This is a genomic window from Bacteroides uniformis (assembly GCF_025147485.1).
GTDB lineage: Bacteria > Bacteroidota > Bacteroidia > Bacteroidales > Bacteroidaceae > Bacteroides > Bacteroides uniformis.
Genome location: NZ_CP102263.1, coordinates 2,840,729 through 2,861,993, shown reverse-complemented (window position 1 = coordinate 2,861,993; position 21,265 = coordinate 2,840,729). Strand labels below are relative to the sequence as shown.

The 21,265-nt window shown below is 44.7% G+C and carries 20 protein-coding genes; 14 read left to right on the top strand and 6 right to left on the bottom strand.

The window, feature by feature from the left end:
• Positions 1-4: 4 nt before the first annotated feature.
• From cysC to NQ510_RS11205, 5 genes are all read right to left on the bottom strand, one after another.
• Positions 5-610, bottom strand: coding sequence for an adenylyl-sulfate kinase (cysC, locus tag NQ510_RS11225; protein ID WP_005826559.1), 606 nt, complete (start codon positions 608-610; stop codon positions 5-7).
• 22 nt (positions 611-632) lie between these two features.
• Positions 633-2,186, bottom strand: coding sequence for an SLC13 family permease (locus NQ510_RS11220; protein WP_005826561.1), 1,554 nt, complete (start codon positions 2,184-2,186; stop codon positions 633-635).
• Positions 2,187-2,193: 7 nt separating this feature from the next.
• Positions 2,194-3,018 carry a 3'(2'),5'-bisphosphate nucleotidase CysQ gene (cysQ, locus tag NQ510_RS11215; protein WP_005826562.1) on the bottom strand — a complete coding sequence of 275 codons (825 nt, stop codon included), beginning with the start codon at positions 3,016-3,018 and terminating at the stop codon, positions 2,194-2,196.
• A gap of 535 nt (positions 3,019-3,553) precedes the next feature.
• The gene (locus NQ510_RS11210; protein ID WP_005826564.1) at positions 3,554-4,054 is read right to left on the bottom strand and encodes an SPOR domain-containing protein; all 501 of its coding nucleotides are present in this window, start codon (positions 4,052-4,054) and stop codon (positions 3,554-3,556) included.
• A gap of 48 nt (positions 4,055-4,102) precedes the next feature.
• Positions 4,103-4,507 carry a lipocalin-like domain-containing protein gene (locus NQ510_RS11205; RefSeq protein WP_172685027.1) on the bottom strand — a complete coding sequence of 135 codons (405 nt, stop codon included), beginning with the start codon at positions 4,505-4,507 and terminating at the stop codon, positions 4,103-4,105.
• Between the two features lie 174 nt (positions 4,508-4,681).
• Here NQ510_RS11205 and NQ510_RS11200 point away from each other — a divergent pair, with 174 nt between their 5' ends.
• The 4 genes from NQ510_RS11200 to NQ510_RS11185 all read left to right on the top strand — a co-directional run bounded on the left by NQ510_RS11200 (position 4,682) and on the right by NQ510_RS11185 (position 6,908).
• Positions 4,682-5,959 (top strand): DEAD/DEAH box helicase, encoded by a 1,278-nt coding sequence (locus NQ510_RS11200; protein ID WP_005826566.1) that lies wholly within the window; start codon positions 4,682-4,684, stop codon positions 5,957-5,959.
• A 93-nt stretch (positions 5,960-6,052) separates the two neighbouring features.
• Complete coding sequence (locus NQ510_RS11195; RefSeq protein ID WP_005826568.1) at positions 6,053-6,262, top strand: YtxH domain-containing protein; 210 nt, start codon at positions 6,053-6,055, stop codon at positions 6,260-6,262.
• A gap of 19 nt (positions 6,263-6,281) precedes the next feature.
• Positions 6,282-6,635 (top strand): phage holin family protein, encoded by a 354-nt coding sequence (locus NQ510_RS11190; protein WP_005826569.1) that lies wholly within the window; start codon positions 6,282-6,284, stop codon positions 6,633-6,635.
• Between the two features lie 12 nt (positions 6,636-6,647).
• Entirely contained in the window at positions 6,648-6,908 is a 261-nt protein-coding gene (locus NQ510_RS11185) for a hypothetical protein (RefSeq protein WP_005826570.1), read from the top strand.
• A 75-nt stretch (positions 6,909-6,983) separates the two neighbouring features.
• Here the strand turns inward: NQ510_RS11185 and NQ510_RS11180 are convergent, their stop codons facing one another.
• Positions 6,984-7,955: a type I phosphomannose isomerase catalytic subunit gene (locus tag NQ510_RS11180; RefSeq protein ID WP_005826571.1), complete on the bottom strand. Its 972-nt coding sequence runs from the start codon at positions 7,953-7,955 to the stop codon at positions 6,984-6,986.
• 198 nt (positions 7,956-8,153) lie between these two features.
• Here NQ510_RS11180 and NQ510_RS11175 point away from each other — a divergent pair, with 198 nt between their 5' ends.
• The 10 genes from NQ510_RS11175 (at position 8,154) to NQ510_RS11130 (ending at position 21,240) form a co-directional block, all read left to right on the top strand.
• Positions 8,154-9,251: an aldose epimerase family protein gene (locus NQ510_RS11175; protein WP_034523370.1), complete on the top strand. Its 1,098-nt coding sequence runs from the start codon at positions 8,154-8,156 to the stop codon at positions 9,249-9,251.
• A gap of 42 nt (positions 9,252-9,293) precedes the next feature.
• Positions 9,294-10,604, top strand: coding sequence for a sugar MFS transporter (locus NQ510_RS11170; protein WP_005826573.1), 1,311 nt, complete (start codon positions 9,294-9,296; stop codon positions 10,602-10,604).
• 49 nt (positions 10,605-10,653) lie between these two features.
• Complete coding sequence (galK, locus tag NQ510_RS11165; protein WP_005826576.1) at positions 10,654-11,808, top strand: galactokinase; 1,155 nt, start codon at positions 10,654-10,656, stop codon at positions 11,806-11,808.
• Between the two features lie 266 nt (positions 11,809-12,074).
• A complete protein-coding gene (locus tag NQ510_RS11160; RefSeq protein ID WP_008663672.1) occupies positions 12,075-13,214 on the top strand; it encodes an aldose epimerase family protein in 1,140 nt (379 codons plus the stop codon).
• A 27-nt stretch (positions 13,215-13,241) separates the two neighbouring features.
• Positions 13,242-14,936 carry a sodium:solute symporter gene (locus NQ510_RS11155; RefSeq protein WP_005826581.1) on the top strand — a complete coding sequence of 565 codons (1,695 nt, stop codon included), beginning with the start codon at positions 13,242-13,244 and terminating at the stop codon, positions 14,934-14,936.
• A gap of 59 nt (positions 14,937-14,995) precedes the next feature.
• Positions 14,996-15,673 carry an NUDIX hydrolase gene (locus tag NQ510_RS11150; protein ID WP_005826583.1) on the top strand — a complete coding sequence of 226 codons (678 nt, stop codon included), beginning with the start codon at positions 14,996-14,998 and terminating at the stop codon, positions 15,671-15,673.
• A 42-nt stretch (positions 15,674-15,715) separates the two neighbouring features.
• A complete protein-coding gene (locus NQ510_RS11145; RefSeq protein WP_005826585.1) occupies positions 15,716-16,402 on the top strand; it encodes an L-ribulose-5-phosphate 4-epimerase in 687 nt (228 codons plus the stop codon).
• 38 nt (positions 16,403-16,440) lie between these two features.
• Positions 16,441-17,949 (top strand): L-arabinose isomerase, encoded by a 1,509-nt coding sequence (araA, locus tag NQ510_RS11140; protein ID WP_005826587.1) that lies wholly within the window; start codon positions 16,441-16,443, stop codon positions 17,947-17,949.
• Between the two features lie 124 nt (positions 17,950-18,073).
• Positions 18,074-19,672, top strand: a complete 1,599-nt coding sequence (locus NQ510_RS11135) for a xylulokinase (RefSeq protein WP_005826589.1) — start codon at positions 18,074-18,076, stop codon at positions 19,670-19,672.
• 23 nt (positions 19,673-19,695) lie between these two features.
• Complete coding sequence (locus NQ510_RS11130) at positions 19,696-21,240, top strand: alpha-N-arabinofuranosidase (protein WP_034525510.1); 1,545 nt, start codon at positions 19,696-19,698, stop codon at positions 21,238-21,240.
• The last annotated feature ends 25 nt before the right edge of the window (positions 21,241-21,265 follow it).

The window sequence follows — 21,265 nt, the reverse complement described above, 5'->3', positions numbered from 1 at the left end:
TATCTTATTTCTTCTGAATTCTTGGTAAAATGAGTTCCAACAGTTTATTGACCGATTCTTCCAGGCTGAGAACAGAGGTGTCCAACGTCAAAGCCGGATGAGCCGGTTCCTCAAAAGGCGCGGAAATACCTGTAAAATTCTTGATTTCTCCCTTACGTGCCTTGGCATAAAGTCCCTTCACGTCACGGCGTTCACACTCTTCAAGCGGGGTACTGACATAAACTTCCAGAAAATCGTCTTGTCCGATAATATCAGCCGCCATTTCACGAATATCGTTATTAGGACTGATAAAAGCCGCGATTGTTATAACACCCGTATCAAGAAAGAGTTTGGAAACTTCGGCTATACGCCGGATATTCTCCACACGGTCGGCCTCCGTAAAACCGAGATTATTGTTGATGCCACTGCGGATGTTGTCACCATCCAGGATACGGCAAAGCAATCCTCTTTTATGAAGTTCGCGCTCCAAGGCAATGGCTATCGTACTTTTGCCGGAGCCGCTCAAGCCGGTAAACCAAACCATCACGCTGTGCTGCTTCAACAAGTCTTCTTTGTCTTTCCGCATCAGCATTCTGTCAAATATCGGATATATGTGGTTGTTTTCTTCCATATGTTATTATTTCTTCTTTTTTTTAAAATGGCCAAATTAAAGGAATCAAGAAAATGGATATCAGGAAAGTAATGATATTCAAAGGTAATCCGATGCGTACAAAATCCGTGAACTTATAGTTACCGATACCTTGTACAATCAAATTAGTCTGATACCCTATAGGAGTGGAGAAGCTGGCGGAAGCCGCCATACAAATTACAACGAAGAAAGGCATCGGACTGACTCCCATCTGTGAAGAGATGGAAAGTGCCAACGGGAAAGCGAGTGCCGCGGCCGCATTGTTCGTAATCAGCTCTGTAAACAAGTTCGTTATGATAAACACAGCAGCCAGCAACACGTGGGGGCCATAATGATGGCTCATGCCTATAATGAAACGCGCCACAGCATCTGCCACTCCGGAATTCACCATCGCCTTGCTGATAGCAAAAGCACAAGCAATCGTTATCAGAATATCCCAAGATATATATTTGGTATACTTGCGGGCCGGAAATATCTTTGTCCAGGCCATAATGATAGTAGTAATGGAAACGAAGAAAAACATATCCAACTTGATTTCCGGAAAAGCTTCCTTGACAACCGGAAGTTCACCAACCGTTGCACCCACTATCATCAATATCAGCAAAACCAAGGCAAACCAGCGCTTTCCCTTTCCGGGCACCGGTTCCGTATCCTTGCCATTGGCCAGCAACACGAACACCGAAGATTCCCCCCAGGTCTTTACAAAAGAGTCATCAGCCATCACCACCAGCGTATCCCCTTCGCGGAGATATTCATTTTCCAGATTTCCGACAATGCTCTGACCGCTACGCTTAATCTCCTTCACTTCGGCCCCATAATGCCGCTTGAAGTTAAAATCACCAAGTTTCTTGTTGATACCGGGAAAACGGGCGCCGAGTACAGCTTCCACCCGATGTAAATCTCCATGCTCCTCCGGCTCCTCATCCAGCTTTACCGCATCCGTACGAACATCCGGCAAAAGCCTTGAGGAAAAAGCGAACAGATAAAGGATGCCTGCAATCGCGACGAAAATGCCCACTTTACCCAACTCGAACATAGTAAAGCCTTCATATCCGGCTTCCAATATCATACCATGCACCACCAGATTGGTCGACGTCCCTATCAGGGTGCAGATTCCGCCAAGTATCGTCACATAAGAAAGGGGTATAAGGAACTTGGTAGCAGGCAATTTTACAGATTCGGCCCAACGCTTGATAATGGGAGCAAAGATAACAACCACCGGAGTATTGTTTAGAAAAGCTGAAATAAAAGCAATGGTGGGCAACATACGGAACTGCGCTTTAAAGACCGTAGTCTTACCTTGGGGAAGCAGCTTCTTGATTACTTGCCCCAAAGCACCCGACTGCCTGATGCCTTCACTGACCAAAAACAGCATGGCAACAGTCATCATCCCCTTATTACTGAACCCTTCCAGCATCTCCTTAGGAGTGAGGATACCTGCACACAAGAACAATACTACGACAGAAAAGAGCACCATGCCCGGACGCATTTTATCCAGAACCAAGGCAATCACCATGCCCAACAATGCCAGTAGCACAAACAATATCTCAAATGTCATAAAGTCGTTATTTTATTTCGGTATGCTTGGGTTCTACGATAAACCACGGATTCAGCAAATCCTCCTTATTATATTGCAAAGGTTCTTCCTTCCCCGCCTGATAAATTTCCATTCCGGCAGCACGTGCAATAGCATGCCCAGCCGCCGTATCCCATTCCATCGTAGGGGCAAAACGAGGATATACATCAGCCTTGCCTTCAGCTACCAGACAAATCTTGATGGAACTTCCACTTGATATAAGCTCAACTTCCGCATGGCTGCATTTCATTTTCTCGATATAATCTTCTGTCTCGGGCGTCAGATGCGAACGGGAAGCCACAATTACAAACCGTTCGTGCACGCTTGTTTCCGGCAGCCGGACAGCTTTCGCAAGCAGTTCATCCCACGACATTCCATCACGTGCAGTAATACCAGATAGCTTATAAGCACCCGAATCATGCACTCCAAAATAGAGCTCCTTTTTTACCGGCACATAAATGACTCCCATTACCGGTACTGAGTGATGCACCAAAGCTATATTCACTGTGAACTCACCGTTCCTCTTAATGAACTCCTTCGTACCGTCCAAAGGGTCTACAATCCATAAAGTTTCCCAACTCCGTCGTTCCGAAAAAGGCAAATGTTTGCCTTCCTCGCTTAGCAGAGGGAAAGGTGTATCAGCCAAAAAACGGCAGATAGTTTCATGAGCCTTACGGTCGGCAATAGTAAGAGGAGAATTATCCGCTTTTTTTTCTACCTGAAAATCCGATGCCGGATCATCGTAAATGGAAAGAATTTTCTCGCCAGCCTGCAAAGCGGCATCAATCGCATTCAGTATATATCGTCGTTCCATACTATATTCTTCTCAAAGATAAGGCACAAAATTAAAAACTTTTTCAGGTCTAAAAGTTTCCACCTCTTGTTTTATAACTTCTTTTAAACGAAAGAGAGAATATTATAAGCACTTTTCACAATCAGAAAAATCAATCCGGAGCAGAGAAATAGAGTGAAATATTCACGAAGGAAGAGGAACTAAAGAGACTGTGACAACATGAGTTTATCTGGGTCTTTTCTCAATTAGTCCGTTAGTTCACAGTACTGAACACTTTGTTTCAACCTTTAAAAACAAGTTGTTTCAGTATATAAAAACATTTTGTTTTTATGCGATAGAACGAGATGTTCTGTTAAGAGAAACAAAGTGTTCTCTTTAATGAAACAAACTGTTCTGTTAAAGAAAACACTTTGTTTTGCCAAACCAAACACGCGACAGCGCCAGCCTTCACATTCTTTCGGCATATCATGAAAAAGGCAGTAACTTCGCAGTTACTGCCTCATCTTGAAAGGAAACATACATTCCTTTCTGTTATGAATTACCAAAAAGAATTCTATTAATTGACGCTATACAGCAACCATGCCTTCTGGAAGTCATCATTCGAAGGATGTTTAGCTTTGAAAGAGTCGCGTAGATTCTCGGCGGATGCTCTGTCATCGAATGTACCGATAACTACACGATACAGGTTTCTTTCTGCATTGTAAACCACCATTGCAGTATAGCCTTCATTCACCAATGCCTGCTTCACACCTTCCGCATTAGCTTTCACGCTATAAGCTCCGCAAACTACACTAAAGGTTTTCAAGCTGGTACCACCTGATACCACAGTCACCTTTTCCTGACGCATGCCGGCAGGTGCACTTTCCACCACCTTTACTTCTACTGGAGCGGTAACCACTGGAGCCACCTCTTCAGCAGGGGCAGTTGTTTGCGGCTCAGCCAATTCCTGCTGTTTTGCCTTTTCATATGCTTTCTTATAAGCACTTTCACTTGATTTACAAGAAGAGAATGCCAGAGCTATGCATACTCCCATTCCCAATACGGCTAATTTTTTCATCTTTTCTATTGTTTTTATTAGTAAAATCGTCTATTCTTATTCTTTATCTCAAAATTTTCGAAAAATAGATTTCGTGCCCTCATATTCCAAACGCAATGAAGAGTAGGACAAATCTTCTACTTTAAAGGTACATTTTCCTTCCGGCCACCCGAAATAAGTATCATAATTTTTATCGTTAACGCTTTCAGGCAACAAAATAATGGAAATTTCAGCACCTTTCAAAGAATAATTTCCAAAAAACGTAGTCAACCCTCCATCTTTCAACAAACATATGGCAGAAAAACTTCCTTTTTGAAAATTATAGAATACACTGTCCACCTTCTCTGATGTACCGTCGGCATATTGATACTGACGCAACTGCCACTTACCGGCCAAGTCACCCCCACCATTCATGCAAGCGGTCAAAGTACAAGCCACCAATACAATCCAAAGATATTTTAAATGCAATTTCATCATTTTTCCATGCCACTATCTAAATATGGAACAAAAGTACACCATAACATGCGATTATACCTCAGCATCCTTAGTTAAATATAATTAAACCCCTCCATAAAAAGAGATTTCCCGGAAGACTTGACGTATATTTGCCAAATATAAACAGAGCATGAGGCTCACTTAATTGATTACATGACATTTGAAAATTTGAATTTGATAGAACCTATATTGAAGGCTCTTCAAGAAGAGGGGTATTCCACCCCTACCCCAATCCAGGAAAAATCGATCCCTATATTACTTCAAGGAAAAGACTTATTAGGATGTGCTCAAACCGGAACAGGCAAAACCGCCGCATTTTCCATCCCTATCTTGCAAAAGTTATATAAAACGGATAATCGCAAAAGTATCAAAGCACTCATTCTGACGCCGACCCGCGAGTTGGCCATACAGATAGGAGAATCCTTCAGTGCATACGGTAAGTATACCGGACTGAGACATGCCGTCATCTTCGGCGGTGTAGGACAAAAGCCACAGACAGATGAACTGAAACGTGGAGTACAAATACTGGTTGCAACTCCCGGACGACTGCAAGACCTGGTCAACCAAGGTTTCATTAACCTAAAAGCACTCGAATTCTTCGTATTGGACGAAGCAGACCGGATGCTGGACATGGGATTCATACATGATATCCGACGCATATTAAAGCTATTGCCCGCAAAACGGCAGACTCTCTTCTTTTCGGCCACAATGCCTCCGGAAATAGAGACCTTGGCAAACTCCATGCTGACGCACCCCGAGAAAGTGGAAGTCACCCCTGCATCGTCTACGGTTGACACAATCTCCCAATCAGTCTATTTCGTTGAGAAAAAAGAGAAAAAAGACTTACTGATTCATCTGCTGAAGAATCCGGCTATCAAGTCCGTACTTATCTTCACCAGAACTAAATATGGAGCAGACAAACTTGCACGTACCCTTAGTAAGTCCGGAATAAGAGCCGAAGCCATACATGGAAACAAGTCGCAGAATGCCCGACAGCGAGCACTGACCGGCTTTAAGAACCATGAACTGCGTGTACTGATAGCAACCGATATTGCAGCACGAGGTATCGACGTGGACCAACTATCACACGTCATCAACTATGAGTTGCCCAACATTCCGGAAACATACGTGCACCGTATCGGACGAACCGGACGTGCCGGCCACGACGGTATTGCCCTCTCCTTTTGCGAATCGGAAGAACTGCCTTACCTGAAAGATATCCAAAAATTGATAGGGAAAAGTATCCCAGTAATAAAAGAACACCCATTTGTCACCGCCGATGGTTTAAAAGCCCAGAAAATCAAGACTGAAGAAATTAAGGCCAAAACCAAGGAAAACAAAATCTATCGCGGGAGCCGTACGAATGGAGACTTTTGGAGAAGAAAAAAGCAAACCTCGCAAAACAACACCCCAAAAGGAGTTGGAAGATAAAGACAATCATAAAAAAACTGATATTCCGAACAAAGTTTCAAAAAAATTTGTTAGTTTTGTCGTACGAACCTCAAAAAAGAAAGGAATATCATTATGAAAGGATTAAATGTTTTAGCAGCTTTCCTGGGTGGCGCCGCAGTAGGTGCAGCCCTCGGTATCTTATTTGCTCCTGAAAAAGGAGAAGACACCCGTAACAAAATCGCAGAAATTCTCCGTAAGAAAGGGATTCGTCTGAACCGAAGCGAAATGGAAGACTTGGTAGATGAAATTGCTGCGGAAATCAAAGGTGAGGTAACGGAATAAGGTAAAAAACAGAACCACTATGTTTGCAGACGACAAAAGTATAGAAAATATGCAGCAGCTCTTCATTGAATTCAAGAAATACCTGGAGCTGCAAAAAGAATATACCAAACTGGAAGTCACCGAAAAACTGTCCAAACTGCTTTCTACGCTTTTATTGGTGCTATTGGTCGTCATACTCGGCGTAGTGGTTCTGTTTCATCTGTCGTTTACGCTGGTCTATATTTTAGCTCCGCTGGTAGGCGGGCTAATGATGAGTTTTGCACTTATCACGTGCTTCCATATCCTACTCATCGTTCTGCTTGTCCTATTCCGCAAAAAGCTCATTATTGATCCGACAGTAAAACTTATCGCAGAATTATTCTTAGACAATTAATTCGAAATATTCATGGATAATACGACCAATACGACTCCCGTCACTTTAGAAAGCATCGCCCAGAAAAAAGCCATGCTGCTACAAGAAATACGACTCCAGAAAGAAATCATGACTGGGCTTACACAAGAAATTTTTGCTCCGCTGGAACCAGCTACCAACAAGGCAAATGCCATGATGAGAGCATTCAACACGGGTATGGCTGTTTTTGACGGTATAGTATTGGGGGTAAAGGTAATGAAGAAATTCAGAAAAATATTTGGAAGAAAGAGATAGAATATCGGATAAAAAAAGAGGGGATGGCCATAACAGTCATCCCCTCTTTTTTTATCCGATATAGTCTGAGCACTTTTATACGTACGTCTCAAGCAACTTCACTGCTCCTTCAGGCACAATCGTCACTTCTTGGGTTGCAGCTGGCAGCAGGATTGTTTCGCCCGCTTGTACGGAAACTTCATTCTTCTCATTATCAATAATACGGCAAGAACCCTCCACACAAATAAAGATAACAAAAGAATCCAGTTCAGAATAGTCACAAGTGATTTCTTCCGTCATATCATAGATGGAAGTCGTGAAATACGGGCTTGCCACCATTTCTACCGGTTCATTCTGCACCTGCTCGTACTCCGTACGAAAATCGTCCTGCACATCTGCAAAATTAATGGCATCAATGGCCTGGCTTGTATGCAGTTCTCTTGATTTACCATCCCTATCCTTACGATTGTAATCAAAAATACGGTAAGTGATATCCGACGTTTGCTGTATTTCTGCTACAAAAGCTCCCGCACCGATTCCATGTACCCGACCTGCAGGCACATAAAACACATCGCCCGGTTTAATGGCGCAAGTCTGCAGAACATCCGCAAACGTACCATTATACACTCGTTCCTTATATTCTTTCGGAGTAATCTGCTCTGCAAAACCGGAAATCAGCTTGGCACCCTGGTCAGCAGCAATAACATACCACATTTCATTTTTACCAAAACTGTTATGACGTTTCTTAGCCAACTCGTCACCCGGGTGTACCTGAATCGACAAGTCCAACTTGGCATCAATAAACTTTATCAATAAAGGAAACTTATTTCCGAAACGTGCATAGTTGGCTTCTCCTACCAGGTCTTCCTTATATTTTCTGACCATATCCGGCAGCGTCAATCCTTTGTCTGCACCATTGGCCACTATAGACTCACTGCCTTCTACTGCCGACACTTCCCAACTCTCGCCTACATTGGCAAGGGTATCATTCAAATGTTTGAATGGAATAATCTTGTCGCCTCCCCAAAGCGTCTGCTTCAGAATAGGCTCAAATTTTAGAGGATACATTCGTTGTTTTTATTAGAACTTTCTGTTAATGATGTGATTTTTTTAGATTCCGGGGGCAAACATACAAAAAATATCAATTTGTATTCCATTTGTTAAACGCTAAACTTTCCTAAAATGTTCTCCACATTTCCTTCCAATTACTTGGGGGAACAAAAGAATTTCTTTTTATTTGCAAGAAATTTAATTAATACCATGGATATGATAAACACTACTCCAACAGAAAGTAATTTGTCCGGTTTGAACCAAAAAGACTTTCAAAAGGATATAAATAACAAAAAGACAGATTTGTTTATCCTGAAGAATGCCCAGGGAATGGAAGTTGCAGTTACTAATTACGGCTGTGCAATACTTTCCATCATGGTACCCGACAAAAATGGCAAATATGCCAATGTTGTATTAGGACACGACAGTATTGAACATGTAATCAACAGCCCGGAACCTTTTCTAAACACTACCATCGGACGCTACGGTAACCGGATAGCTAAAGGAAAGTTTACTTTATACGGCGAAGAGCACCAATTGGCAATCAACAATGGTCCCAACTCACTGCATGGTGGTCCGACTGGTTTTCATACCCGTGTATGGGATGCTGTCCAGCCAGAGCCATCAACAGTCATCTTCAACTACACATCCGCTGACGGCGAAGAGGGCTTCCCCGGAAATCTCGAAGTAGAAATGACTTATCGCCTGGAGGATGAGACCAATGCTCTGGTCATCGAATACCGGGCTACTACCGATAAAGCCACCATCGTCAATCTGACCAATCACGGTTTCTTCAATCTTGCCGGTATAGCCAATCCCTCCCCTACAGTCTTAAACAATATTGTTACCATCAACGCAGATTTTTATGTACCCATCGATGAAGTATCCATTCCTACCGGAGAGATATTGAAGGTAGAAGGTACTCCTATGGATTTCCGTACTCCCCATACTCTTGGTGAACGAATTGATGAGAAACATACGCAAATTGTGAATGGCACAGGATATGACCATTGCTATGTACTGAACAAGACTGAAAGTGGAGAGCTGAGCCTTGCAGCCACCTGCATAGAGCCCAACAGCGGGCGAACGATGGAAGTATATACCACTGAAAATGGCGTCCAGCTCTACACAGGAAACTGGCTCGGGGGCTTTGAAGGTGCCCATGGAGCCACTTTCCCTGCAAGAAGTGCAGTCTGCTTTGAGGCCCAGTGTTTTCCCGATACGCCCAACAAGTCCCATTTTCCGTCGGCAGTATTGCTACCGGGTGATGAGTACCAGCAAGTGACAATCTACAAGTTTGGTGTACAAGAATGAAATAACTAATCCAATTTATAAACTTATTAATTTTACAAAACCATGACACAACAAAAACAGAATGGTAAACTCATCGCAATTATCACGATGATCTTCCTTTTTGGTATGATTTCATTTGTTACCAACCTTGCTGCCCCTATGGGAATCGTACTGAAAAATCAGTTTTCAGTATCCAACGCTTTAGGAATGTTGGGTAACTTTGGTAACTTTATTGCATATGCAGTGATGGGAATACCAAGCGGCATCTTACTACAACGGGTAGGGTATAAAAAAACGGCATTGATAGCAGTAGCTGTAGGCTTTATCGGTGTAGGTATCCAATATTTATCAGGTCATTCAAGCCCTGATATGGCTTTTGCCGTATATTTGATTGGCGCTTTCATCGCCGGTTTCTCCATGTGTTTGCTTAATACGGTAGTCAACCCGATGCTGAACAAGCTCGGCGGCGAAGGTAACAAAGGAAACCAGCTTATCCAAGTGGGTGGTTCTTTCAACTCCGTAATGGCCACCATTACTCCGATGTTCGTAGGTATCCTGATTGCCGGTTCCATTGAAAAAGCTACTATCTCTCAGATATTCCCTGTAATGTACACAGCAATGGCTGTATTTGCCATCGCGTTCTTCGTTCTTTTGATTGTGCCCATACCGGAACCCAATGCTGCAACTTCAACAGAACCTATCGGTAAGTTGATGTCAGGCGCTTTAAAATTCCGCCACTTCATTTTGGGAGCTATAGCAATCTTTGTATATGTAGGTGTCGAAGTTGGTGTACCGGGTACTCTGAACTTGTTTTTGACCGATCCGATTGAAAAGGGAGGAGCAGGCATTTCTTCCACCATTTCCGGTTTTGTTGTAGGTACATATTGGTTCCTCATGCTGATTGGACGTCTGGCCGGCGCTTCATTGGGTGCAAAAATCTCCAGTAAGGCAATGCTTACCTTTACTTCCGCATTAGGCTTACTTTTGGTATTCCTTGCCATCTTCTCATCTACCGGTTCGCTTGTCAATCTGCCGGTACTCCAACAAAGTGCTACGGGAGGTCTCTCTTTCGGATTTGCAGAAGTACCTATCAACGCAATGTATCTGGTACTGGTAGGTCTGTGTACTTCCATCATGTGGGGTGGTATCTTTAATCTGGCCGTAGAAGGATTGGGTAAATATCTGGCAGCGGCTTCCGGTCTGTTCATGGTATTGGTATGCGGCGGCGGCATCTTGCCCGTTATCCAAGGTTTGGTGGCCGACATTGCAGGTTTCATGCCGAGTTACTGGGTTATCATCGCAGCCCTTGGCTATCTGTTGTTCTACGGTTTGGTAGGCTGCAAAAATGTCAATAAGGACATCAAGGTCGATTAACAAGAAAATATAGGTAATTTATTTATTCACCTTATAAAATATAAATATCATGGATATAGAATACGTAAGAAGCCGTTTCATCAAGCACTTTGACGGAACAACGGGAGCTGTTTATGCTTCTCCGGGTCGCATCAACCTTATCGGTGAGCATACAGACTATAACGGTGGTTTTGTATTCCCCGGAGCAATCGATAAGGGAATGATTGCAGAAATAAAGCCCAACGGCACAAACACAGTAAAAGCTTATTCCATCGACCTGAAAGATTATGTGGAATTTGGCTTGAATGAAGAAGATGCACCCCGCGCAAGCTGGGCAAGATATATCTTTGGCGTGTGCCGGGAAATGATGAAACGCGGTGTAGATGTAAAAGGTTTCAATACAGCTTTTGCAGGCGATGTGCCTCTGGGTGCAGGAATGTCCTCTTCAGCAGCTTTGGAAAGTACCTATGCCTATGCTTTGAACGACTTGTTCGGTGACAACAAAATAGACAAATTTGAATTGGCAAAAGTGGGACAATCTACAGAACACAACTATTGTGGCGTAAACTGTGGTATCATGGACCAATTTGCTTCTGTATTCGGAAAGAAAGGAAGCCTCATCCGCCTGGATTGCCGTTCACTGGAATATCAGTATTTCCCATTCGACCCGCAAGGCTATCGTCTGGTTCTTGTAGATTCTGTAGTGAAACACGAACTTGCATCTTCAGCATACAACAAACGTCGTCAAAGCTGCGAAGCTGCTGTTGCCGCTGTTCAGAAGAAGCATCCACACGTAGAATTCCTGCGTGACGTTACCATGGGCATGCTGGAAGAAGCCAAAGCCGACATCAGCGCAGAAGACTATATGCGTGCAGAATATGTCATCGAAGAGATTCAACGCGTACTCGACGTTTGCGACGCCCTGGAGAAAGGCGATTATGAAACTGTAGGCCAAAAGATGTATGAAACACATCATGGCATGAGTAAGTTGTATGAAGTAAGCTGCGAAGAACTCGATTTTCTGAATGACCTTGCATTCGATTGTGGAGTTACCGGTTCACGTGTCATGGGCGGTGGATTCGGTGGATGTACAATCAATCTGGTAAAGGATGAATTGTACAGTACATTCATCGAAAAAGCAAAAGATGAATTCAAGAAGAAGTTCGGCAGAAGCCCAAAAGTATATGATGTAGTCATCAGCGACGGTGCCCGCAGATTAGAATAATAGACATCAGCATTCAAATAAAAGGCGTTTCCCAGTAATGGGAAGCGCCTTTTTCTTCTCCCCTATTCCACCGTTTTCCACTCTAAAAACAAAATCATCCGAGAAGTTTATTCCGAACACATCTATCTGTACAGCCAGTTGGCACAGATATGTTTCTTGACACTTATGTTGCATAACATATAAAAGTGTACAGCCTACACTAAAGAAAAGTGTTACTTTTACACCCAAAGAAAGATAATCATCTCATTTACATTAAATACAAAACCATGAAAAGACATGTTCTACTTGCAGGAATTGCCGCAATGATGCTAACTGCGTGCAATCAAAAGACAGAAACAACGCTTACGCTGTCCGGTCTTGATCCAGTAAAATTCCAAACAACAGTCAATGACGCCCAGACACAGCTTTATACGCTGAAGAATAAAGCGGGCATGGAAGTATGCATCACAAACTTTGGGGGACGTATTGTATCCATTATGGTACCCGACAAAAATGGAGTTATGCAGGATGTAGTATTGGGCTTTGACAGCATTGCCGATTACATCAACATTCCAAGTGACTTTGGTGCTTCTATCGGACGCTACGCCAACCGGATTAATCAAGGGAAAATCGTTCTTGACGGAGATACCATACAGTTACCACAGAACAATTTCGGACATTGCCTGCACGGTGGCCCCAAAGGATGGCAATACCAAGTATACAGTGCCAATCCCATTGACAGCACAACTCTGGAGCTCACCCGCATTTCACCGGATGGAGACGAGAATTTCCCGGGTAATGTTACGGCAAAAGTACTTTTCAAGTTAACGGATGACAATGCCATTGATATAAAATACAGTGCAACAACAGACCAAAAGACGGTTATCAATATGACTAACCATTCTTATTTCAATTTATCAGGTGACCCTTCAAAGGCAGCAACAGACCACATCTTATACATCAATGCAGACAACTATACTCCGGTAGACAGTACTTTCATGACAACGGGTGACATCATCTCCGTCAAAGAAACACCAATGGACTTTACCACTCCCAAGAGTGTGGCACAAGACATCAACCGGACGGACTTTGAACAAATAAAGAACGGAAACGGATATGACCACAATTGGGTACTGAATACTAAAGGTGACCTATCCCAAGTGGCAGCCAAACTGACATCGCCTATAAGCGGCATCACCCTGGAAGTTTATACCAATGAGCCAGGCATACAAGTATATACCGGGAATTTCCTGGATGGCACCGTAAAAGGTAAAAAAGGCATTACTTACAACCAGCGCGCTTCCGTATGCCTCGAGACACAACATTATCCGGATAGCCCCAACAAATCCCAATGGCCTTCTGTCGTACTGGAACCCGGACAAATTTACAACAGTGAATGTGTCTTCAAATTTTCCGTAGAAAAATAACAATAACCTTATAAATCATTTATTATCGTGGAAACATTAGATTGGTTAGTCATTGGAATCTTTTTCCTGGCTTTGATTGGAATTATTGTCTGGGTTGTCAAACAGAAACAGAATGACTCAGCAGACTATTTTTTAGGTGGTCGTGATGCCACATGGCTCGCTATCGGTGCATCTATCTTTGCATCCAACATCGGTTCGGAACACTTAATCGGATTAGCCGGTGCCGGTGCTTCCAGCGGTATGGCGATGGCACATTGGGAAATACAAGGTTGGATGATCCTTATCTTAGGCTGGGTATTCGTACCGTTCTATTCGCGAAGCATGGTATTCACGATGCCTGAATTCCTAGAACGTCGCTATAATCCACAATCACGTACAATATTGTCTGTAATATCTTTAATCAGCTATGTACTGACAAAAGTTGCCGTGACGGTTTATGCAGGAGGATTAGTATTCCAACAAGTATTCGGTATAAAAGAACTTTGGGGAATCGACTTCTTTTGGATTGCCGCCATCGGTCTGGTTATACTGACTGCGCTCTACACAATCTTCGGAGGAATGAAGTCGGTACTTTATACCTCCATCCTGCAGACCCCCATCTTGCTGTTAGGTTCACTGATAATCCTTGTACTCGGCTTCAAAGAATTGGGAGGCTGGGATGAGATGATGAGAATCTGCGGTGCAGTCACAGTGAACGATTATGGCAACACAATGACAGAACTTATACGCAGTAATAACGACCCTAACTTCCCTTGGTTGGGTGCACTGATTGGTTCAGCCATTATCGGATTCTGGTATTGGTGTACAGACCAGTTCATCGTGCAACGCGTACTTTCCGGAAAGAATGAAAAGGAAGCACGGCGCGGTACCATCTTCGGAGCTTACCTGAAATTATTGCCCGTATTCTTATTCCTTATCCCAGGCATGATTGCTTTCGCATTACACCAAAAATATCTCGGAACCGGGGGAGAAGGTTTTCTACCTATGCTGGCAAACGGAAATGCCAATGCAGATGCTGCTTTCCCAACTCTAGTAGCAAAATTGCTTCCTGCAGGAGTCAAAGGTTTGGTTGTTTGCGGTATTCTTGCAGCATTGATGAGTTCTCTCGCATCTTTGTTCAACTCATCTGCTATGCTTTTCACCATTGACTTCTACAAACGTTTCAAGCCGAACACTTCTGAAAAAAAGCTGGTAGGAATTGGACAGATGGCAACTGTTGCGATTGTGATATTGGGTATACTCTGGATTCCCATTATGCGCAGTGTAGGCGATGTACTTTACACCTACTTACAAGATGTACAATCTGTATTAGCACCAGGCATTGCCGCAGCCTTCCTCTTGGGGATCTGCTGGAAACGCACCTCTGCACAAGGCGGTATGTGGGGACTGATTGCCGGAATGATTATCGGTTTAACCCGTCTGGGGGCAAAAGTATATTACAGCAATGTAGGAGATGTGTCAAGCAGTACCTTCAAGTATCTGTTCTATGATATGAACTGGCTGTTTTTCTGCGGATGGATGTTCTTGTTCTGCATCGTAGTGGTTATCGCAGTCAGCATGTTTACAGCTGCCCCAAGCGCTGAAAAGATTCAAGGGCTGGTATTCGGAACTTCAACTCCTGAACAAAAAGCAGCTACACGTGCGAGTTGGAATAAATGGGATATCATTCATACCCTTATCATCCTGGGTATTACTGCTGCTTTTTATTGGTATTTCTGGTAAATCGGTATGTTGCTATGATATATATCCATGCAGCATACCCCTTAAACAAAAATTAAGATATGAGTAATTACTATAGTTCAAATCCGAAACTTTATGTAGGTATCGACTGCATTATTTTCGGTTTCAATGAAGGAGAATTGAACCTGCTGTTGCTGAAGCGTAACTTCGAACCGGCAATGGGCGAATGGTCGCTGATGGGTGGATTCGTGCAGGAAGACGAAAGCGTGGATGATGCAGCCAAACGAGTCCTGAATGAACTAACCGGACTGGAAGATGTATATATGGAACAAGTCCAAGCTTTCGGAGCCATAGATCGTGACCCAGGAGAACGCGTAGTCTCCATTGTTTACTATGCGCTCATCAACATCAACGAATACGACAAAGAATCCGTACAGCAACACAATGCTTTCTGGGTAAATATCAATGAACTGCCAGCGCTAATCTTTGATCATCCGCAAATGGTGGAGAAAGCTCGGAAGTTGATGCAACAAAAAGCGTCCACCGAACCAATCGGCTTTAATCTACTACCTAAACTGTTCACGCTGTCACAACTGCAAAGCTTATACGAAGCTATATACGGCGAGAGCATTGACAAACGGAACTTCCGAAAACGCATAGCAGAAATGGACTATATAGAAAAAACTGACAAAATAGACAAAACGGGGTCCAAACGTGGAGCTGCTTTATATCAGTTTAATGAGAAGGCATACCGCAAAGCTCCGAAATTTAAGCTCTGAGAACCTAATATTCAACAACTTGTAATTAGTAATTTAAATAATATGCTGGAAGCACTGAAAGACAAAGTATTCCATGCTAACCTTGAACTGGTGAAGCACGGATTGGTTATCTTCACATGGGGCAATGTATCGGGCATTGACCGCGAATCTGGTCTGGTAGTCATCAAGCCCAGTGGGGTGAGTTACGATGAAATGAAAGCAGAGGATATGGTGGTAGTGAATCTTGACGGCAAGGTCGTGGAAGGACGGTTAAAGCCCTCTTCAGACACGCCGACCCACCTGGTTCTCTATAAAGCATTCCCCGAAATCGGCGGTGTGGTGCACACGCACTCTACTTACGCCACAGCCTGGGCACAAGCCGGATGTGACATACCGAATATCGGGACAACACATGCCGATTACTTCCACGACGCCATACCCTGCACAGCAGACATGACGAAGGAGGAAGTGGAAGGAGCGTATGAACTGGAAACGGGAAATGTCATCGTAAAACGCTTTGAGGGGCTGAACCCGGTACATACTCCCGGAGTATTGGTAAAGAACCACGGTCCTTTCTCGTGGGGAAAAGACGCACACGAAGCGGTACATAATGCCGTAGTGATGGAGCAGGTGGCAAAAATGGCAAGTATAGCCTATGCCGTGAACCCCAATCTGACCATGAATCCGTTACTGATAGAAAAGCATTTCAGCCGCAAGCACGGTCCTAACGCTTATTATGGACAGAAATAACTATCATTCTTTAAATATAAACTATAAAAATAAATTGTATGAACGCATTTGAACAATATGAAGTATGGTTCGTAACCGGAGCACAGCTCTTGTACGGAGGTGACGCAGTTATCGCGGTAGACGCACATAGCAATGAAATGGTGAAAGGTCTGAATGATTCCGGGAAACTGCCCGTAAAGGTAGTATATAAAGGTACGGTCAATTCATCCAAAGAAGTAACTGCTGCCTTCAAGGCCGCCAACAACGACGAAAAGTGTATCGGGGTCATCACCTGGATGCACACCTTCTCTCCTGCCAAAATGTGGATTCACGGTTTGCAGGAACTGAAGAAGCCATTACTACACTTCCATACACAGTTCAACAAGGAAATTCCCTGGGAGACGATGGACATGGATTTTATGAACCTGAACCAATCGGCTCACGGCGACCGCGAGTTCGGACACATTGTGACACGTATGCGAAAGAACCGCAAAGTGGTAGTAGGCCACTGGCAGGACGAAAAAGCCCAAAACCAGATTGCCGCATGGATGCGCGTAGCTGCCGCATGGGCTGATGCGCAGGATATGCTCATCATCCGCTTCGGCGACCAGATGAACAACGTGGCTGTGACAGACGGTGACAAGGTCAGCGCCGAACAGGTATTGGGCTATCATGTGGACTACTATCCCATCAATGATGTGATGACATACTACAATGCTGTCAGCGACGAGGACGTGAAGGCACTCGTAGCAGAATACTTCAAGCTCTACGACCACGCTCCCGAACTGGAAGACGCACGTACGGAAGCCTACACCAAAGTATGGAACTCCGCCAAGGCCGAAATCGCCATTCGCCGCGTGCTGAAAGACACGGGTGCCAAAGGCTTCACCACCAACTTCAACGATTTGGGCGACTTTGACCAAATCCCCGGACTGGCCTCACAGCGACTGATGGCAGAAGGTTACGGCTTCGGTGCCGAAGGCGACTGGAAAACTGCAGCACTGTACCGTACCACTTGGGTGATGAGTCAAGGTATGCCGAAGGGGTGCTCCTTCCTTGAAGACTATACGCTGAACTTCGACGGAGAAAAGAGCGCCATCCTGCAAGCACATATGTTGGAAGTCTGTCCACTGATTGCCGAACAGAAGCCGAAACTGGAAGTGCACCGTCTGAGCATCGGTATCGACAGCGAAACAGCCCGCCTGGTATTTACCAGCAAGCAAGGTGAAGGTGTAGCCGCTACCATCGTAGACCTGGGCAACCGCTTCCGCCTCATTGTGAACAAAGTAGAATGCATCAAGAGCAAGCCTCTGCCCAAGTTGCCCGTTGCCAGTGCACTGTGGATTCCAATGCCCAACCTCGAGGTGGGCGCTGCAGCCTGGATTCTGGCCGGAGGTACACATCATACCAGCTTCTCCTACGACTTGACGGTGGAATATTGGGAAGACTTTGCCGAAATGGCCGGCATCGAAATGGTGGTTATCGATGAAAATACCACCATTAGCGAGTTCAAAAAAGAATTGCGTATGAATGAAGTCTACTATATGCTGAACAAGGCACTTTGCTGATAATCATTACAGATTACCGATTGCGGACTACTAATTACACGTACCACAAACGTAACTAGTAGTTTGCAATCAGTAATCCGTAGTTTATAATCGTACTATAAATCCGTAATTTATCATTAATACCATGAAATTAGATGCAAAATCAACCATTGAGGCAGGTAAGGCCATCCTTGGTATAGAACTCGGTTCCACACGAATCAAGGCGGTTTTGATTGACCAGGAAAACAAACCCATCGCCCAGGGAAGCCATACTTGGGAGAATCAGTTAGTCGACGGACTGTGGACATATAGCGTCGAGGCTGTCTGGTATGGGTTGCAGGATTGCTACGCAGACCTTCGTACCAATGTAAAGAGCCTCTACGATACAGAGATAGAAACCCTGGCAGCCATCGGTGTCAGTGCCATGATGCACGGCTATATGGCATTCAATGAAAAAGAAGAAATCCTTGTACCCTTCCGTACCTGGAGAAATACTAATACCAGCCAGGCTGCCGCAGCCCTATCCGAACTATTTGTCTACAACATCCCTCTGCGTTGGAGCATCTCCCACCTCTACCAAGCCATCCTGGATAATGAAGAGCACGTTCCATCCATCAATTACCTGACCACCCTTGCAGGTTTTGTCCACTGGCAAATAACCGGCCAAAAGGTACTGGGCATAGGAGATGCCTCCGGTATGCTCCCCATCGATCCCATCACCAAAAACTATTCTTCTGAAATGGTGGATAAGTTCGACAAACTTATTGCTCCGAAAGGATACGACTGGAAACTTCGGGATATTCTGCCGAAGGTATTGTCGGCCGGTGAAAACGCAGGCTTCCTTACTCCCGAAGGAGCCAGTCGCCTCGACGTATCGGGACATCTGAAAGCAGGAATTCCCGTCTGTCCACCCGAAGGTGACGCTGGAACCGGCATGGTTGCCACCAACGCCGTAAAGCAGCGCACTGGAAACGTATCGGCAGGCACCTCCTCTTTCTCAATGATTGTATTGGAAAAAGAATTGTCCAAGCCCTACGAAATGATTGACATGGTAACCACCCCCGACGGAAGCCTCGTAGCTATGGTGCATTGCAACAACTGCACTTCCGACCTCAATGCCTGGATCAATATTTTCAAAGAATACCAGGAACTGATGGGTATCCCCGTAGATATGGACGAAATCTACGGAAAACTCTATAACCACGCCCTGACAGGCAATGCAGATTGCGGAGGCCTCATCTCTTACAACTACATATCAGGCGAGCCTATAACGGGACTGGCAGCCGGACGTCCACTGTTTGTACGTTCGGCAAACGACAAGTTCAACCTTGCCAACTTCATGCGCACCCATCTGTATGCTTCAGTGGGAGTTCTCAAAATCGGCAACGACATCCTTTTCAATGAAGAGAAAATCAGAGTAGACAGAATCACCGGTCACGGAGGACTCTTCAAAACCAAAGGAGTAGGCCAGAGAATACTGGCAGCTGCCATCAATTCACCCATTTCCGTTATGGAAACAGCCGGCGAAGGTGGTGCCTGGGGTATTGCCCTCCTCGCTTCCTACCTTGCAAACAACGGAAACGACCAATCCCTTGCCGACTTCCTGGACAAGCATGTATTCACCGGAAATGCCGGTATTGAAATCTCACCGACAGCCGAAGATGTAAGCGGATTCAACACCTACATCGAAAGCTATAAAGCTGGTTTGCCCATCGAAGAAGCAGCAGTAAGATTCAAGAACTAAGTATTTAATAACACTAAAAAACTATGAACACAAAGTTATTTATCAGTAGCATATTTCTCTCCACCTCGTTGTCACTCTTCGCACAGAAAAGTGCCACTATCACTTTACACACAGACCAGAGCGGGCAAATCATTCCCAAAGAAATCTACGGCCAATTTGCAGAGCATTTGGGAACTTGTATCTATGGTGGACTTTGGGTAGGTGAAAACTCCGATATTCCCAACATCAACGGTTATCGCACCGACGTATTCAATGCACTGAAGGAGCTCCGTGTACCCGTCCTTCGCTGGCCGGGAGGCTGCTTTGCCGATGAATACCACTGGATGGACGGTATCGGCCCTAAAGAAAACCGCCCCAAAATGGTGAACAACAACTGGGGAGGCACTATCGAAGACAACAGTTTCGGAACCCATGAGTTCCTCAATCTCTGCGAAATGCTGGGATGTGAACCCTATATCAGTGGAAACGTAGGCAGTGGTACCGTAGAAGAACTTGCCAAATGGGTGGAATACATGACCTCCGAAGGAGACTCCCCCATGGCACGCCTGCGCCGCCAGAACGGTCGCGACAAAGCCTGGAAAGTAAAATACCTCGGCGTGGGTAACGAAAGCTGGGGTTGCGGTGGAAGCATGCGTCCCGAATATTATGCCGACCTCTACCGCCGCTATTCCACCTACTGCCGCAACTATGACGGCAATAGTCTTTTCAAGATAGCCAGCGGTGCCAGCGACTACGACTATAACTGGACCAAAGTGCTGATGGACCGCGTAGGCGGCCGTATGCACGGTCTTTCCTTGCACTACTATACCGTCAGCGGATGGAACGGCAGTAAAGGCGCCGCCACCCAATTCAGTAAAGACGACTATTACTGGACACTGGGCAAATGCCGCGAAATAGAAGATGTCATCAAGAAGCATTGCACCATTATGGATGAATACGACCCTCAAAAGAACGTGGCTCTTATGCTTGACGAATGGGGAACCTGGTGGGACACTGAACCGGGTACCAATCCCGGACATCTGTACCAACAGAATACATTGCGTGATGCTTTTGTCGCTTCCCTCAGCTTCGACATCTTCCATAAATATACCGACCGTCTGAAAATGGCAAACATTGCCCAAATCGTCAATGTATTGCAATCCATGATTCTGACCAGCGGAAAAAACATGGTACTCACCCCCACTTATTATGTATTCAAAATGTACAATGTACACCAGGATGCCACCTACATTCCTCTTGAGCTGAACTGCGACATGATGGATGTACGCGACAACCGCAGAATACCAATGGTCAGCGCTACCGCCTCCAAAGACCCAAACGGCAAGATACACATTTCCATGTCCAACGTAGATGCAGACAATGCACAGGAAGTGACCATCAATCTGTCTGGAACGAAAGCCAAGAAAGCAGTTGGTGAAATATTGACTTCCACCAATCTGACGGACTACAATTCATTTGAAAATCCCGACAATGTGAAACCCGTTCCGTTCAAAGAGGTAAAAATCAATAAAGATATTCTCAAGATTAAACTTCCGGCCAAATCAATCGTTACTATTGAGTTACAGTAAAACTACCGTGCACCGCACAAAATCA